At 58.9% G+C, this 13,401-nt stretch carries 16 protein-coding genes; 6 read left to right on the top strand and 10 right to left on the bottom strand.

Features of this window, described 5'->3' with window-relative positions; all coding sequences use genetic code 11:
* Positions 1 to 99: 99 nt before the first annotated feature.
* The gene (locus tag AAHK20_RS27635; protein WP_449184699.1) at positions 100 to 1,014 is read right to left on the bottom strand and encodes a LysR substrate-binding domain-containing protein; all 915 of its coding nucleotides are present in this window, start codon (positions 1,012 to 1,014) and stop codon (positions 100 to 102) included.
* Positions 1,015 to 1,112: 98 nt separating this feature from the next.
* Positions 1,113 to 2,255 (bottom strand): asparaginase, encoded by a 1,143-nt coding sequence (locus AAHK20_RS27630; protein ID WP_449184666.1) that lies wholly within the window; start codon positions 2,253 to 2,255, stop codon positions 1,113 to 1,115.
* A 604-nt stretch (positions 2,256 to 2,859) separates the two neighbouring features.
* Here AAHK20_RS27630 and AAHK20_RS27625 point away from each other — a divergent pair.
* Positions 2,860 to 3,411, top strand: coding sequence for a c-type cytochrome (locus tag AAHK20_RS27625; RefSeq protein ID WP_449184665.1), 552 nt, complete (start codon positions 2,860 to 2,862; stop codon positions 3,409 to 3,411).
* 102 nt (positions 3,412 to 3,513) lie between these two features.
* A complete protein-coding gene (locus tag AAHK20_RS27620; protein ID WP_449184664.1) occupies positions 3,514 to 4,299 on the top strand; it encodes an alpha/beta hydrolase in 786 nt (261 codons plus the stop codon).
* A 39-nt stretch (positions 4,300 to 4,338) separates the two neighbouring features.
* Here AAHK20_RS27620 and AAHK20_RS27615 read toward each other — a convergent pair whose 3' ends face one another.
* Positions 4,339 to 4,815, bottom strand: a complete 477-nt coding sequence (locus AAHK20_RS27615; RefSeq protein ID WP_449184663.1) for a VOC family protein — start codon at positions 4,813 to 4,815, stop codon at positions 4,339 to 4,341.
* A gap of 248 nt (positions 4,816 to 5,063) precedes the next feature.
* On the opposite strand from AAHK20_RS27615, the gene AAHK20_RS27610 reads away from it, so the two are divergent.
* Positions 5,064 to 6,545: a sensor domain-containing diguanylate cyclase gene (locus tag AAHK20_RS27610; RefSeq protein ID WP_449184662.1), complete on the top strand. Its 1,482-nt coding sequence runs from the start codon at positions 5,064 to 5,066 to the stop codon at positions 6,543 to 6,545.
* 236 nt (positions 6,546 to 6,781) lie between these two features.
* Positions 6,782 to 7,657 carry a lipid A biosynthesis lauroyl acyltransferase gene (locus AAHK20_RS27605; RefSeq protein ID WP_449184661.1) on the top strand — a complete coding sequence of 292 codons (876 nt, stop codon included), beginning with the start codon at positions 6,782 to 6,784 and terminating at the stop codon, positions 7,655 to 7,657.
* A gap of 63 nt (positions 7,658 to 7,720) precedes the next feature.
* Here AAHK20_RS27605 and AAHK20_RS27600 read toward each other — a convergent pair whose 3' ends face one another.
* The 5 genes from AAHK20_RS27600 to AAHK20_RS27580 form a co-directional block, all read right to left on the bottom strand.
* Complete coding sequence (locus AAHK20_RS27600) at positions 7,721 to 8,482, bottom strand: bestrophin-like domain (protein ID WP_449184698.1); 762 nt, start codon at positions 8,480 to 8,482, stop codon at positions 7,721 to 7,723.
* Positions 8,483 to 8,542: 60 nt separating this feature from the next.
* Positions 8,543 to 8,842: a hypothetical protein gene (locus AAHK20_RS27595; RefSeq protein ID WP_449184660.1), complete on the bottom strand. Its 300-nt coding sequence runs from the start codon at positions 8,840 to 8,842 to the stop codon at positions 8,543 to 8,545.
* Between the two features lie 123 nt (positions 8,843 to 8,965).
* Positions 8,966 to 9,400 carry a hypothetical protein gene (locus tag AAHK20_RS27590; RefSeq protein ID WP_449184659.1) on the bottom strand — a complete coding sequence of 145 codons (435 nt, stop codon included), beginning with the start codon at positions 9,398 to 9,400 and terminating at the stop codon, positions 8,966 to 8,968.
* A gap of 122 nt (positions 9,401 to 9,522) precedes the next feature.
* Positions 9,523 to 9,783, bottom strand: a complete 261-nt coding sequence (locus AAHK20_RS27585; RefSeq protein ID WP_449184658.1) for a hypothetical protein — start codon at positions 9,781 to 9,783, stop codon at positions 9,523 to 9,525.
* Between the two features lie 145 nt (positions 9,784 to 9,928).
* Positions 9,929 to 10,888 carry a GlxA family transcriptional regulator gene (locus tag AAHK20_RS27580; protein ID WP_449184657.1) on the bottom strand — a complete coding sequence of 320 codons (960 nt, stop codon included), beginning with the start codon at positions 10,886 to 10,888 and terminating at the stop codon, positions 9,929 to 9,931.
* A 107-nt stretch (positions 10,889 to 10,995) separates the two neighbouring features.
* Here AAHK20_RS27580 and AAHK20_RS27575 point away from each other — a divergent pair, with 107 nt between their 5' ends.
* The gene (locus AAHK20_RS27575; RefSeq protein WP_449184656.1) at positions 10,996 to 11,301 is read left to right on the top strand and encodes a putative quinol monooxygenase; all 306 of its coding nucleotides are present in this window, start codon (positions 10,996 to 10,998) and stop codon (positions 11,299 to 11,301) included.
* 43 nt (positions 11,302 to 11,344) lie between these two features.
* Entirely contained in the window at positions 11,345 to 12,094 is a 750-nt protein-coding gene (locus AAHK20_RS27570) for an alpha/beta fold hydrolase (protein ID WP_449184655.1), read from the top strand.
* Between the two features lie 156 nt (positions 12,095 to 12,250).
* On the opposite strand, the gene AAHK20_RS27565 is transcribed toward AAHK20_RS27570, so the two are convergent.
* Both AAHK20_RS27565 and AAHK20_RS27560 read right to left on the bottom strand, forming a co-directional pair.
* Positions 12,251 to 12,571 (bottom strand): hypothetical protein, encoded by a 321-nt coding sequence (locus AAHK20_RS27565; RefSeq protein WP_449184654.1) that lies wholly within the window; start codon positions 12,569 to 12,571, stop codon positions 12,251 to 12,253.
* A gap of 309 nt (positions 12,572 to 12,880) precedes the next feature.
* Entirely contained in the window at positions 12,881 to 13,354 is a 474-nt protein-coding gene (locus tag AAHK20_RS27560; RefSeq protein WP_449184653.1) for a hypothetical protein, read from the bottom strand.
* Between the last annotated feature and the right edge of the window lie 47 nt (positions 13,355 to 13,401).

The following is a 13,401-nucleotide window of genomic DNA, read 5'->3' as shown; positions in this document are numbered from 1 at the left end:
CGTCGCTCATGAGCTAGAACGGATAATAGGGATGAACAAAAAGACGTTAATGCCGGTGTTGCATGTGCGTATGCGAATTTCGCATAAGGCGGGAATACCCTAGCCGCCGAATTGTGATACCGCACGCAGATGTTGCCAAAGCGTATTCAGAAACTCATTGCGATTCGATGCGTCGCGGTACACGCGCAATTCGATGTCGAGATTCCAGACCGGCGGACCAGCCGGCACCAATTCGCCTGAATCGAGTTCGGCGGCAATCGCGCTTTTCGGCAGCCACGCCACGCCTTCGCCTTCCATGACCAGCTTCTTGAGCACCTCGGCCATGTCCGATTCGTAGTGAATCAATAAGGCCGGCAGAGTGGCCGCTCGTCCCAGCAGCAAAGCCAGGCAACGCCCGAAATAACTCGTCTCCGTGTATGAAATGTGAGGCAACGGCTGCTTCGCCGTGCCGGGCAGTCGATACATCGGAGCCGAACGTCCGTTGGGCCGGCTCGCAGGCATGAGCGTGTCGATCCCCACCGTGACGTGCTCATACTTCATGGGATCGAGATGCAGGGGCAATTCGGGGTGGTGGTATGCGAACATCAGTTCACAATTGCCGTTCACGAGCATCAGGATCGAGTCGTGCACGTTGGTCGGCACCACGCGAGCGCGCACTTCCCCAAAGTGGGTGGTCAGCGCCTTGAGCCAGGCCGGAATGAAATTCAGCGCGATGGTGTGCCCGGCGGCAATCTGCAGGCTCTTGCCTGCAATCCTTTGCTCGGTCCGGATGATGGCGCGCGTATCGAAGAGCTTGTTCAGGATATCGTCCGCGACCTCGCGAAACAGCTGACCTGCGGGCGTCAACACGGGAGGGAAGCTGCTGCGGTCGATCAGCTCCGCGCCAACCCACTGCTCGAGCGATTGAATCCGCCGGCTGAATCCGGACTGGGTCACGTTCCGGAACTCCGCCGCGCGAGAGAAGCTCTGGTATTGAGCAAGGGCAATGAAGTCCTCGATCCACTTGATTTCCATACTCGGGGCAGCCTTGTGGAATGCGGAACAGCATGTTCGGGAGCTTGCGATTTTACGCTTGTGCCTGCTTGTGCCGTTCCGCCTCGGATCGCTTCCGATCAATAGGTTGCGGAAAATGCTTCCTGCACCTTACCGGGCGCCGTGATCCCATTGGCGATCAGCAATTGCGTCAGCAAACGGGCCTTTTGCGGATTGAGATCGAGCGACGCGACAAAGCCGCTCTTGTCGTCGTCGACTTCGACGTTGCGGTTCACGAAGCCCGTTCCTACCCGTGACGAACGAACGACGACCACGCCCATTTTCGCGGCGCGTTCCATGGCAAGCAGCGCGGCGTTGGACACGTCGCCATCCCCGACTCCGGCGATCACGATCCCCTTTGCCTTGTCGGCAATGGCATGGTCGATCTGCGAAGCGTCCATGTTGCTGTGCGCGTAGACGATGTCGACGCGAGGCAACTGTCCATCAGCGGGCAGCGTGAACGGCGTGCGACGCGCCTCGCTGACGGGCGCCACATAGCGGACGGACGCCGGGTCCACATAGCCGATCGGACCCGCGTTGGGCGAGAGAAATGTCTGCACCGACGTGGTGTTCGTCTTCGTGATCCAGCGCGGATCATGAATCGTGTCGTTCATGACGACCATCACGCCACGCCCCTGCGACTGCGGACTCGCCGCCACCTCGACGGCCTCCAGAAGATTGTTCGGACCATCGGCGCCGACCACGCCGCCCGGGCGCATCGATCCCACCAGCACGACCGGTTTGGTCGAATGCACAACGTTCTTCAGGAAGAACGCGGTCTCCTCCATCGTGTCCGTGCCGTGCGTGATCACGACGCCATCGGCCTCGCCGCGATCAAAGATCTCGTTGATGCGTTTGGCGAGCTGGAACCAGATCTTGTCGCTCATGTCTTGCGAACCGACATTCGAAATCTGCTCGGCCGTGATCGTGGCGAATTTTTCGATGCCGGGGACATCCTTGATCAACTGCTTGCCGGTGCGCTCGCCGGAGTTGTAGCCGATTGCGGAGCGGGCATCGGCGGTACCGGAGATCGTCCCTCCGGTGGCCAGCACGATGATGCGCGGCAGTTGCTTCTGCTGGCCGGCGACGCTCGCTTGTTGAGCGGAATTGGCGTCGGCCGCCAAGGCTTGCGTGGCGCACAGGGGAAGTGCGATCGATGCCGCGACTGCCGCGGCAATCAACGCGCGAAAAGGAATTGAAGCGGGATGCGTGAATGTTTTCATGATCGAAGAGTGAATCGTAGGGACCTGGGATAGAAGGAACGGCAGACACGTCGCGCGAGACTCAGAACGGATAGTAGGGACGGTCAAAAACACGTCGATGCGGGTGTGGCATGCGTGTATGCGCGGCTCGCATAAGGCGGGAAAACCCCGAAATAACAACTTTGTAATCCGCCGGCAAGGGTCGGGAAATTGGCTGCGGCCGACACTACAGGTGTTCCTGTAAGCGCTGAATGTCTTCAGGAAGCGCACACGAGCATCAAGCGCTCGAGGCAGACCGCATTCCTCGAATCAGCAATCCTTCTAGATCGAACGGAGAGGTAGTGAAAATCCTGAAGTGGGTCGTCATCTCAAGCCTCGCCTTGACCACGGCAGCGTGCGCGGACATGCACGCAGCTCCCCCCGAAAGTCGAGCGCAGGGGCTCGCTTCCGCGCCGGCTTGGACGCCCTATCCGTGCGAGTGGATGCACGTCAAGGTCGATTGCCCCATCTTCCCAAGCAAGGATTCGAAGTCCGCTTACGGCTCCGGCTAAGCGCGCTTTGATGCGTTCGCAGCACCAAGCAGAGACAAATCGTTTCAACTGCATCACGCTCAGCGGAAATCGAAATGAATTCAGGACCACGCTCCCTTTTCCCTTCAGCCCGTTCGACCTTGTTCGTCCTCGTTGCGGCCGCGCTGATCTCCATCGCCGGCGGATTCGCCTTCATGTATTCGGGCCTTTACGACGTGTCGGTGGCATCGGGCCACAACCCTGTTGTCGCTTGGTTCCTGCACAAGACTTATGAGCAGTCGCTGCACCGTCACGCGAAAAGCGTCCACGTCCCCGCGGATTTGATGACCACGGCCAATGTCGAAGCCGGCGCACGCCTGTACCAGTCGACATGCGTGCTTTGCCATGGCGCGCCGGGACAACCGCTCAGCCCGATCGGACAAGGCATCCTGCCGCTTGCCCCGAACCTTCTGGGAGCCGCGCGCCGCAACAATCCGCAATTGATGTCGTGGGTCATCCAGAACGGCGTGAAGATGACTGCGATGCCTGCGTTCGGCAAGACCTACGACGAGGCGCAAATCTGGCAGATCGCGTCCTTTCTCTACAAGGCGCGCGGGATCTCCCAGCATGATTACGAGAAGCTGACGGCCAGCGGCGCGGGAAAATGATGCGGCGCCTCATTTTTTTGTGCAGCGCGGAATAACCCGATCCCTCTCCTGTTTGCTCAAGTGCAAGCGAGCTTTTCTTGCACCAACCAACAGGAGATTCAAATGAAATTCCGCCTGCTTTCAGCAGTCCTGGCCACTGCTTCCATCGCGCTTGCAAGCAGCGCAGCGTGGGCTCAAACCGACTCGGCCGTAGCGCCGGTTCAAGTGCGCAATGTCGTGCTCGTACACGGCTTGTATGCCGACGGTTCGAGCTGGGAGAAAGTGATTCCGCTGTTGCAGGCCAAGGGCCTGCACGTGACGTCGGTCCAAAACCCGACCACCTCGCTCGACGCGGACGTCGATGCCGTCAAGCGAGCCTTGGCCCAGCAAGACGGCCCCACGCTGCTGGTCGCGCACTCGTATGGCGGCATGGTGATCAGTCAGGCCGGCGACGACCCCAAGGTAAGCGGCCTGGTGTACATCGCGGCCCGCGCGCCGGACGCCGGCGAGGACTACCCCGCGCTGACCCGCAAATTCCCGGCCGCTCCCGCATCGAAGGGCGTTCAGTGGTCTTCGGACGGCTACGGAAAGCTCTCCGAGAACGCGTTCGTGCAGGACTTTGCCGGCGATCTGCCCGTTGCGGAAGCGCAAGCCTACTACGCAGTCCAACAGCCTATGGGCAAAGCGATCACGACCGCGAAAACGACGGTCGCCGCATGGCACGACAAGCCCACGTGGTATGCCGTGTCGACCGAAGATCGCACCATCAACCCCGATCTCGAGCGGTTCATGGCCAACCGGATGAAGGCCCATACGGTCGAGATCGATTCGAGCCATGTGTCGCTGATCTCTCATCCCCAGCAGGTCGCCAATCTGATTCTCGAAGCGGCGGGACAGCAAACCCAGTGACCTCTCGCGTGCAGCAACGAAGGGCGCCGCGTCCGCGTGTTATTCAGCGGCCGCCGCGCGCTCTAACGTGGCGATGTCGATCTTCTTCATGGTCATCATCGCTTCCATTGCACGTTTTGCGGCATCGCGATCGGGCGAATGGACGAAATCGAGCAGCACCTTGGGCGTGATCTGCCAAGAAAAGCCCCAGCGGTCCTTGCACCAGCCGCATGCCACCTCTTCTCCGCCATTGCCGACGATGGCGTTCCAATAGCGGTCGGTCTCTTCCTGAGTGTCGGTCAAGACCATCAAGCTGACTGCCTGATTCGGCCTGACGTCGGGCCCGCCGTTCAAACCCAGGTAGCGCCGCCCGAGCACGGTGAACTCGACCGTCAACTCCGCGCCCTGTCCAATGCCGGGTATCGGGGAGACATGACCTGCATCCAAGCGGCTGTCGGGAAAAGTGGCGGCATAAAACTCCGCTGCCTCGCGTGCTTTGCCTTCATCGAACCACATGCATGTGACGAGCTCAGTCATCGCAATCTCCTCTTAGAAACATGCCAGAGATGGCATCGTGCACACTCCGAACTCAGACCCTAACGCATTCATCCAAGTTCGACTCGCGAATTCACCGTTTGCAAGTTGAATGAAAGTGTCAAGCCGATGGAAACCCCCCATGCGTCGCCGCTCAACTTGCGCGACAGTTTGCCGTTACACGGATAAGCACGAAGTTTTTTGAAGTCCGTAGCATCAGCCCTTCAATCGTCCCCGCCAACCCGACCGTCATGCAACCAGGCTCCCCCACCACCGCCGCCAGCTTTGCGACCATGGGCGTCGCACTGTTCGACTTCTTCGACTTGACGCCCACGTCGTTGTGGCTGGAGGACTACAGCCAGCTGCGCGAGCTGTTCGAGAACTGGCGTGCTGAAGGCGTAACCGACCTGCGCCGCTTTCTCGAAGAGGACACGCGGCGCGTCGCCGCCTGCTCGGCCTGCATCCGTGTGCTGAAGGTCAATCGCCGCACGCTCGCGCTTTACGGCGCACGGTCTTTCGAAGAGCTTACGTCTCGACTGGACCATGTGCTGCGCGACGACATGCTCGAAGCGCACGTCGATGAACTCGTGCAGATGTGGACGGGGAGCACGTCGTTTGAAAGCAAGAGCGTGAACTACACGCTCGACGGCCGGCGCCTCGACATCCTGCTCAAAGGCGTGATCCTGCCCGGGCACGAAGCGCAATGGGATCGCGTGCTGGTCGCGATCGACGACATCACCGAGCTCGAAGACGCGCGCCGCCGCGCCGCGGCGAGCGAAGAGTACGCACGCGGCGTGTTCGAGCACGCGCCCGTGTCGCTCTGGGTCGAGAACTTCTCGAGCATCAAGATGCTGCTCGAAGAAGTGCGCATGCAGGGCATCACCGACTTTCGCACCTTCACCGACGTGCACCCCGAGTTCGTCGAGCGCTGCATGGCCGAAATCCAGGTGCTCGACGTGAACCAGCACACGCTCGGCATGTTCAAGTCGCCGGACAAGGCAACGCTGCTCTCGCGGTTGCCGGAGGTATTCCGCGACGACATGCGTCCGCACTTTCGCGAGCAGTTGATCGACCTGTGGGAAGGACGGCTCTTTCAGCAGCGCGAGGTCGTCAATTACGCGCTCGACGGCAACGAAGTGAACGTGCATCTGCAGTTCTCGGTGTTCCCGGGACACGAAGCACACTGGGATCTCGTGCTGCTCGCGCTCACCGACATCACCGCGCGCAAGAAGGCCGAGATATACCTCGAGTATCTCGGCAAGCACGATGTGCTCACGAAGCTGAAAAACCGCTCGTTCTATGTCGACGAATTGAACCGGCTGGAGCGCAAGGGCCCGTTCCCGGTCAGCGCGATCATCGTGGACCTCAACAACCTGAAGGCGGTGAACGACCAGCTCGGCCACGCGGCCGGCGACGCGCTGTTGCGCCGCGCCGGCGAAGTGCTCGGCAAGGCGATTCAGAAGCCGTTTCAAGCGGCGCGCATCGGCGGCGACGAATTCGCCGTGCTGATGCCGGGTGCGGATGAGCGCGATGCCGAAGTCGTGATGGAAAGTATTGGTAAGCTCGTTGAGCTCAACAATCAGTTTTACACCGGTCCCAAGCTCAGCTTCTCGATGGGCAGCGCGAGCTGCGAAAAGGGTGGACGTCTTGAAGACACGCTACGCGCCGCCGACGCAGCGATGTATGAGAACAAGCGGAATCACTATGAAGCGGTGAATAACTCGGAACGGTAGGGGTCAGCGGGCGTGCCGTCGGAGAGCGGTGACGTCAGGTGTGTAACTGATCAGAATCTTTCGGGCTAGGTCGAACCTTAGCCGTCCGTTATACTCGGTCACTTCGCAAGTCGTCTCAGCAACCCGGTGGTCACGCTTGCACTGCATGGTCCACCGTTGCTATCTCGAGCGGAAAATTCGCCTGCCTGGCATTTGATTTCGATTTCCGCCACTCCATCACTCATAGGGAACCATCCTTGGAACGCCTCAGCCTTGCGCTCATCGTGGCGTTGCTACGCACGCTTTCCGTACTTCCTTACAAATTTGTTGCAAGGCTCGGGATGGTTATCGGCACTGCCTTGTATGCGCTACCGAGCCGCCGCAAGCATATCGTCCTGGTGAACCTGCGCCTGTGCTTCCCCGAAAAGACTAGCCACGACCATCACAAGCTCGCAAGAGAGCACTTTCGTCATGTTGTTCGCAGCTATCTCGAGCGAGGCATCCAGTGGTTTGGCAGTGCGCAGTCAATCCGCAATATCGTACAGATCGAAAGCAAAATCGATCTCGATGACAAAGACGCCCCGCCCACCATCTTCATGGGCTTTCACTTCGTGGGCATTGAGGTCGGCTGCATGCTTTATTCGACGCACCTCCCGGTCGCCTCGCTGTACACACGCATGTCAAACGCAGGCCTATGCGACCTGGCCAAGCAGCAACGCGGCAGATTCGGCGCAGAAATGATCGAGCGCGCGACAAGTGCCAGAAAGATCGTGGGATTGTTGCGTTCCGGCAAACCGGTCATGCTCGCGGCGGATATGGACCAGGGCGTCGACAACTCCGTGTTCGTCCCTTTCTTCGGCGTTCCCGCCTGCACGCTCACAGCCGTTTCGCGTCTCGCGAGACTGGGGCGCGCGCGGGTTGTTCCGTTCGTGACCGAGGTGCTCCCAAATTATCAAGGGTATAAGTTGACGATTTTCGAGCCGCTCTTGGACTTCCCATCGGGGAGTGATGAAGTCGACGCGCGTCGCATGAATGCATTCCTTGAGGAACAGGTCGTTAAAATTCCCGAGCAGTATTACTGGGTGCACCGACGTTTCAAGCACCGGCCACCGGGCATGGCATCGGTATATTGAAGAGAGATCCGATTGGGGAGCGGGCCCCAGCAGATACACGTGATTCCAGCGCACCCCTCTTCGCTATTGGCCGAGAACGGCAAGCGCCTCACGCATCGGCGACAGGGAGACCGTGACCCACCCATCGAGCGGCGTATTCATTTCCAGAATCAGGAAGATGGCGCCGGACGTGGATAGCGCGCCCAGTAGCAACGCGACAATGACGGTCGCATTCGGCGGTGTGAACAGGCCAAATGCGCCAAAGATAATGCACAGCCACAACACCAGCGTGATCAACAGCGCTGTTGGGGTGGAGCCCGCCGCTTGTAACAGCCCAAGTTCGCGCACGGCTATCGCGCTGTCGGCGATCTCGATCGCGCGCGCCTGCAGCCGTCGCTGCAAGTCGTTCTGCGGCGAGAGTTCCTCCAGTTTGCGCTCGAGAGTGTCCCCGCGCTTGGACACTTCGGAGCTGTTCATCCTTTCCAACTTCGCGGGATCGCGTGACGCGACTTGCTGAAGCGACGTCGTGACGATCTGAATCAGCGACCTATGGATTTCCTGCGTTTCCGGCCCGTACTGGGCGAGCACGCGATCAAGCAGGATGACGTTGGCGGCTTCGTGTATGACTTCCGCATTGACGGTATCGAACGAGCTTTTCGCCGAAGAGATCAGCAAGCCGAGCACCAGCGCGGCCATCGTGGCGATCAGGCCGGTTGCCAGTTTGACGACGGCAATAGAGTCCTCGCTCAGATGATGCTCCGGTAGCAAGGTGCGCACGAACAAGCCGAGCAAGGCGCTGCAGAAGACACAGGCGAACACAATCAATGCGACGCTGAAATGGTGCATCATTCGATCCTCCGTCCCTGCACCCCGGCAGTGCAGCGCCTGATGACCGCGGCGGGAGTATTACGGAATCATTCCGCATTCAAACAACTTGTTCGCGATCGGGGCCGCCACTCTGTTGATGAACTCGGCGCGCATCTGCGGATCATTGCGCATCGCCTGAATCACTTTCTGCTCTCCCGGCGATGGAGGCATGCGTTTCTTCTCTGCGCGTTGCTCAGCCAGTTGCTCACAGCTCGATTGCTGGTATTTCTGCACTATCCGGTTCGACAGGGCGTCAAGCATTGGGTATTGCTGCGCCGAGGCGACACCGGCGTACAGCAGCGCCGACGCCATCGCGGGCCACAGGATGTGCTTAAACATGATCCGCCCTCCTTTGGTCACTCGTCTTCCGAGACATTACGAGACCGAAGAGGCGATGGATAGTGGACGTTGGTCCTACAGGCAGTCAGCCGACTGCATAGTTCGTTCCTGCTGGGAGACTGGCTATTTCTGACAAACGACGGCAGTCAGCACGAGCGGTATCACTTCCTTCACTGTCGCGGGACTTCCCATTTCCCGAATGCGTTCGCTCACCGCGTCTTTATCTGCCGCTACAACAACCCCGTAGACCTCATTGGTTGCTGCACTGCTTCCGTTCTGAATGAACATGTCGTCGTTCGGGGAGAAGCCGAATACGGCCCGGACCTTGAAACCTAGTGCTGTTAGATTATGTTTCGGTCTCGGCTGATACGCGTTGACTGAGTTATCCGACACTTTCATCGGCTTCGAGCCAATCTCCTTGGCGTCGACCAGTTGCCTAATGAACTCGTGCGAACCGGAATGACAATCAAGACTGGCGCCGAGATCGTGTGCGTAGACCAGGTTGGAGACGAGCGTCAGGCCGATAGCGAAAGATCGGACCAGTTGAGAGATCTTCACTCGTGATATCTCCTTGGGCAATGGGTTGATTCTCGCGCGACAAGGAACAATAACTCAGCAAGATGCGCTAGCCAACCTGGCGAAAGGAAACAAAGGTCAGATCTCGATTACGATTGAAAGCATCAAAAAGACGGACGGACTACGGAAAGCGAATAACGCCCCACGTTGAATTCACCTATCTGGCCTGGCGGCACCCACTTCCGCTGAACATCATTTACCGCAGCTTGCGTTTGACTAGCGGAATCCGTGTATCGATACGTCATCGTTTCTTGTGCTATTTGCGCCCTCAAATCGTCGTTCATTGACGGAGGCGTCGACTGTGCAAATGAGGACACAGCCGGAATGGCGATAACGGCAGCGACGATAAATTGAGCAACTTTCATGGCTTCTTCTCCAGGCGGTGTGCACGTACGGTCTTGCACGTATTCGTTACATGCAGTGTAGAACTGCACTCGCTCAGTGACGAGGTCGACCGGCTGAATTCACTGTTGCCAATTTCCGCACAAAAACGCCAATAGCCGATAAAACTCACGACGCCCGCAACTCACGGACCCCCTTACCCAGCCGCCGTCGCAGCAACGTGCGCAACGTGACGCCGTCTGAGTAGCCGACTTGCTCGGCGATGCGATCCACACTGTCCTTGCTCGTTTTCAGCAGATGAACGGCGCGCTCGACCCGCAGATCCTGTATGTACTCGACGGGCGTTTTACCGAGCACTTCATTCAGGCGTCGCGTCAAGGTCCGCGTGCTCGTCGCCAATACGCTCGCGACGTCGTCGAGCGCGATGGCCGTGTCGAGGTGTTCGCGCACCCAGCGGTCGAAACGCTCGACGAGCGGGTCCGAATGGGCCAAGTGATCGGAGATCGCAAAGGCGGACTGCGACGGCCGCGAATCGAATACGAGGTAGCTGCCCACGAGCGCCGCAAGCTCCGGACTTTTGTTGCGAATCAGCCAGAGCGCCAGGTCGAGATGGCTCAGGGCGGCCCCCGCCGTCACCGTGTTGCCGCTGGGAACGATGATGCGATGCGCGTCCAGGTGCACTTCGGGGTAACGCTGCCGGAACACCGGCGAGAGCCACCAGGTGGTCGTGGCGTCGAGCCCATTGAGCAGACCGCTTTCCGCCAGCACGAAGGTCCCCGTACAGGCGGCGCCGATATGCGCGCCGGCACTGTGCCACGAGCGCAAGGCACCGAGGGCGTCGATCACGTCGGCGCGGCCGAGCGAAGGCACGAGCAGGTCCGTCGTCGTCCGGTTGATCGCCGGTACGACTACCCAATCCGGCACAGGGGCGTCTGACACATCGTGGACGGGAACCTGCAACCCAAGCGCGGTGTGCACCTCTGGCCGCATCCCCGCCACGGTGATTTCGAAGGCCGGGATGGCTATTCCCGTCGAGCGCGCAAGCTCGTTGGCCGTCATCAAGGCATCGAGCACGATGGTGAGGCCGGTGTCGAACACGCCCTCGAGCGCGAGAACAAAAATTCGCATGGCGGGATCGCTATCAATATTGTCGATTCAGACAGTGTTCTCCAGCCCGCCCTGTTTGTAAAGTGCGCTCATCGCGTGGCCTTTCACGCGAACACTGGAGAACGCAGATGATCAAGCACGCTTTATTTGTCAAACTCGAAGCCAAACCCGGTAAGGAGCAGGCGGTAGCGGACTTTCTCGCCGACGGCCTGGCAATGACCAATCAGGAGGCAACGACGCCGATCTGGTTCGCGCTCAGGCTGTCGCCGAACACGTTCGCCGTCTTCGACGCTTTTGCGAGTCAAGAGGATCGCCAGGCTCACCTCGCCGGCAACATGGCACAGAGCCTGATGGCGCGGGTCGACGAGATGCTGGCACGCCCGCCTGCGGTCGAGGCGTTCGACGTTCTGGCCATGAAGAACGCACTGGCCTGATTCCCCTATACAAGAGTATCCGGAAGCAATTGTGGAGATTGAAATGTTCGCACTGCGAAAAAGTATTGTCATTGCCGTCATGGCTGCCATGGGCGGCACGATGGCCCACGCCGAGACTGGAACGGCGGCCAAAGATATCGTCATTGTTCACGGCGCGCTCGTGGACGGTTCGGGCTGGCGCGGCGTCTACGACATCCTCTCGAAAGACGGCTATCACGTGAGCATCGTGCAAGAGCCGCTGACGAGCCTCGACGACGACGTCGACGCTACCAAACGCGTCATCGATCAACAGCAGGGCCCCGTGGTGCTGGTCGGTCATAGCTACGGCGGTTCCGTCATCACCGATGCAGGCGCCGACCCGAAGGTCAGCGCACTCGTCTATGTTGCCGCCCTCCAGCCCGACAAGGGCGAAGCCACCGGCCAACTCTTGCAGAAGTTTGCCGCGCCAAACAATGCCATGCGCGCCTCGCCGGATAAGTACTTCTACATGCCGCCGGCGAAATTCCGCGAATCCTATGCGCAGGATCTCCCGCCTTCAGAAGCGCAATTCCTGTCGGACTCGCAGCAGCCACTCGCGCAGAAAGCCGTGGCGGCCCCTGTGCCCGTCGCGGCATGGCGAAGCAAGCCTAGCTATGCGGTGCTGACCACCGAGGATCATGTCGTGAGCCCCCAGCTTCAGCGCTGGATGTACCAACGCTCGGGCGCCAAGGTTACCGAAGTGAGCGCAGGCCACGCTGTCTATATCTCGCATCCGGAGGAGGTCGCGCGAGTCATCGAGGCTGCTGCAAAGTAATAGCAGCGTTTTCCTTGGCCGCCGGAAGGCGCGCTCGTTCTCTCCAATGGGTGCGCCTTGCTGTTTCCGGGCGACTCGACTGGCGCTTGACGACCCTAAAGCGACAGTCGGAATTCTACATAGCGGCCATTCAACTGTGACCAATAGGATCGCTATTCATGCTTTCGAGTGAGGAATGCTCTCCAGAGCGGATTGCACAGCACTGAAGAACTCTTCCGCAAGGGCGTAGTACGCCACAGCTTCCGGTCTCCCGGCAGGTGTCTCGCGAATGAAGTTTCTGCCGCGCTCGATAAGGATGCTAATCGGTCGATAATTTTTGCTTAGCCAGCAGGCGATCGTGTGATTGACAGCGCTCGACAGTTCGTAGATGACAGTGTCGCGACGATACAAACGAAGCTCCAAAAAGCGCTCGTCATTCAACTCCAACTGCAGCGAGGCAATTTGTTGGAGTAATTGATCGATGTGACTCGTTGTCAAAGCGACACCTCACATTGGTTTTCAGAAAGCCGTCAATTCGATCGAGCTTTCATCATGGGACTTGTCTGGTCCGAGATTTGGCGGAGTTCGATTTGCATCTGTTTGGCCCGAATTCGACGAGAATACAACCTACGCATCTTTGATTGTTAATAACCCGCGCTGCGGTGTTGTCCGACCGTTATTGGCTGGTCGCAGGCTCAAAGCGCCAGCAAACCAGTGCGCGGGAATCACGAGACCGAATCGCTTCGGACTTGTGTGACGTATCAGTGCTTACCGTGAGACTGGATTTTTTGAGTGATTCAATGCGAGTCAGCGCTTACGCTCGGCATCCTCTTCGTTATACAAAGAAAAGCGGAGGTTTTTGCCATGTTCCAGTTCTAATCGTGCCCGTGCATCGTCCAGATCCCGCGCCATGAATGTGATTCGCCGGGCTGGCTCACCCGTATCACCCCGCCAAAGCACGGCTTTATAGGCCTTCAGGCCGTCATTCGTAGCGAATCCCAACCGGCTACGCTTCTCTATAACCTCAGCGTTCACAAGTTCGTCAGGGATAAACCCAATTCCGCATTTCTGGCAATAGAATCCACGAACGAACTGTGCCAGCGGTGGCTGTTGTATTGCTTGCGCGCGGCACTCGTCGATCGCCAATTGATCCGGGCGTTTGTATCCAGCGCGCTCTTCACTGGCGGTTTGCAGTCCGATCAGCAAAAGCTTCGACTTGACGTTCGCTTCGGAGCAACACTTTGGGCAATGCCGATCGAAATTTGTCGAAATCTCATTCATTGGTGTGCGGCAGTTGTTGGCTGATTTCAGCTTTGGATTCCTCTGTC

It is taken from the genome of Trinickia camelliae (assembly GCF_053525655.1).
Note: the sequence above shows the minus strand (reverse complement) of the source record. Positions and strands in the feature narration are given on the sequence as shown.

Excerpts from the sequence above, each read along its gene's own strand:
- AAHK20_RS27610 (WP_449184662.1), top strand. The coding sequence starts at position 5,064 with ATGCAACCAGGCTCCCCCACCACCGCCGCCAGCTTTGCGACCATGGGC.
- AAHK20_RS27635 (WP_449184699.1), bottom strand. The coding sequence starts at position 1,014 with ATGGAAATCAAGTGGATCGAGGACTTCATTGCCCTTGCTCAATACCAG.
- AAHK20_RS27625 (WP_449184665.1), top strand. The coding sequence starts at position 2,860 with ATGAATTCAGGACCACGCTCCCTTTTCCCTTCAGCCCGTTCGACCTTG.
- AAHK20_RS27595 (WP_449184660.1), bottom strand. The coding sequence starts at position 8,842 with ATGTTTAAGCACATCCTGTGGCCCGCGATGGCGTCGGCGCTGCTGTAC.
- AAHK20_RS27570 (WP_449184655.1), top strand. The coding sequence starts at position 11,345 with ATGTTCGCACTGCGAAAAAGTATTGTCATTGCCGTCATGGCTGCCATG.
- AAHK20_RS27560 (WP_449184653.1), bottom strand. The coding sequence starts at position 13,354 with ATGAATGAGATTTCGACAAATTTCGATCGGCATTGCCCAAAGTGTTGC.
- AAHK20_RS27630 (WP_449184666.1), bottom strand. The coding sequence starts at position 2,255 with ATGAAAACATTCACGCATCCCGCTTCAATTCCTTTTCGCGCGTTGATT.
- AAHK20_RS27615 (WP_449184663.1), bottom strand. The coding sequence starts at position 4,815 with ATGACTGAGCTCGTCACATGCATGTGGTTCGATGAAGGCAAAGCACGC.
- AAHK20_RS27580 (WP_449184657.1), bottom strand. The coding sequence starts at position 10,888 with ATGCGAATTTTTGTTCTCGCGCTCGAGGGCGTGTTCGACACCGGCCTC.
- AAHK20_RS27585 (WP_449184658.1), bottom strand. The coding sequence starts at position 9,783 with ATGAAAGTTGCTCAATTTATCGTCGCTGCCGTTATCGCCATTCCGGCT.
- AAHK20_RS27600 (WP_449184698.1), bottom strand. The coding sequence starts at position 8,482 with ATGCACCATTTCAGCGTCGCATTGATTGTGTTCGCCTGTGTCTTCTGC.
- AAHK20_RS27575 (WP_449184656.1), top strand. The coding sequence starts at position 10,996 with ATGATCAAGCACGCTTTATTTGTCAAACTCGAAGCCAAACCCGGTAAG.
- AAHK20_RS27620 (WP_449184664.1), top strand. The coding sequence starts at position 3,514 with ATGAAATTCCGCCTGCTTTCAGCAGTCCTGGCCACTGCTTCCATCGCG.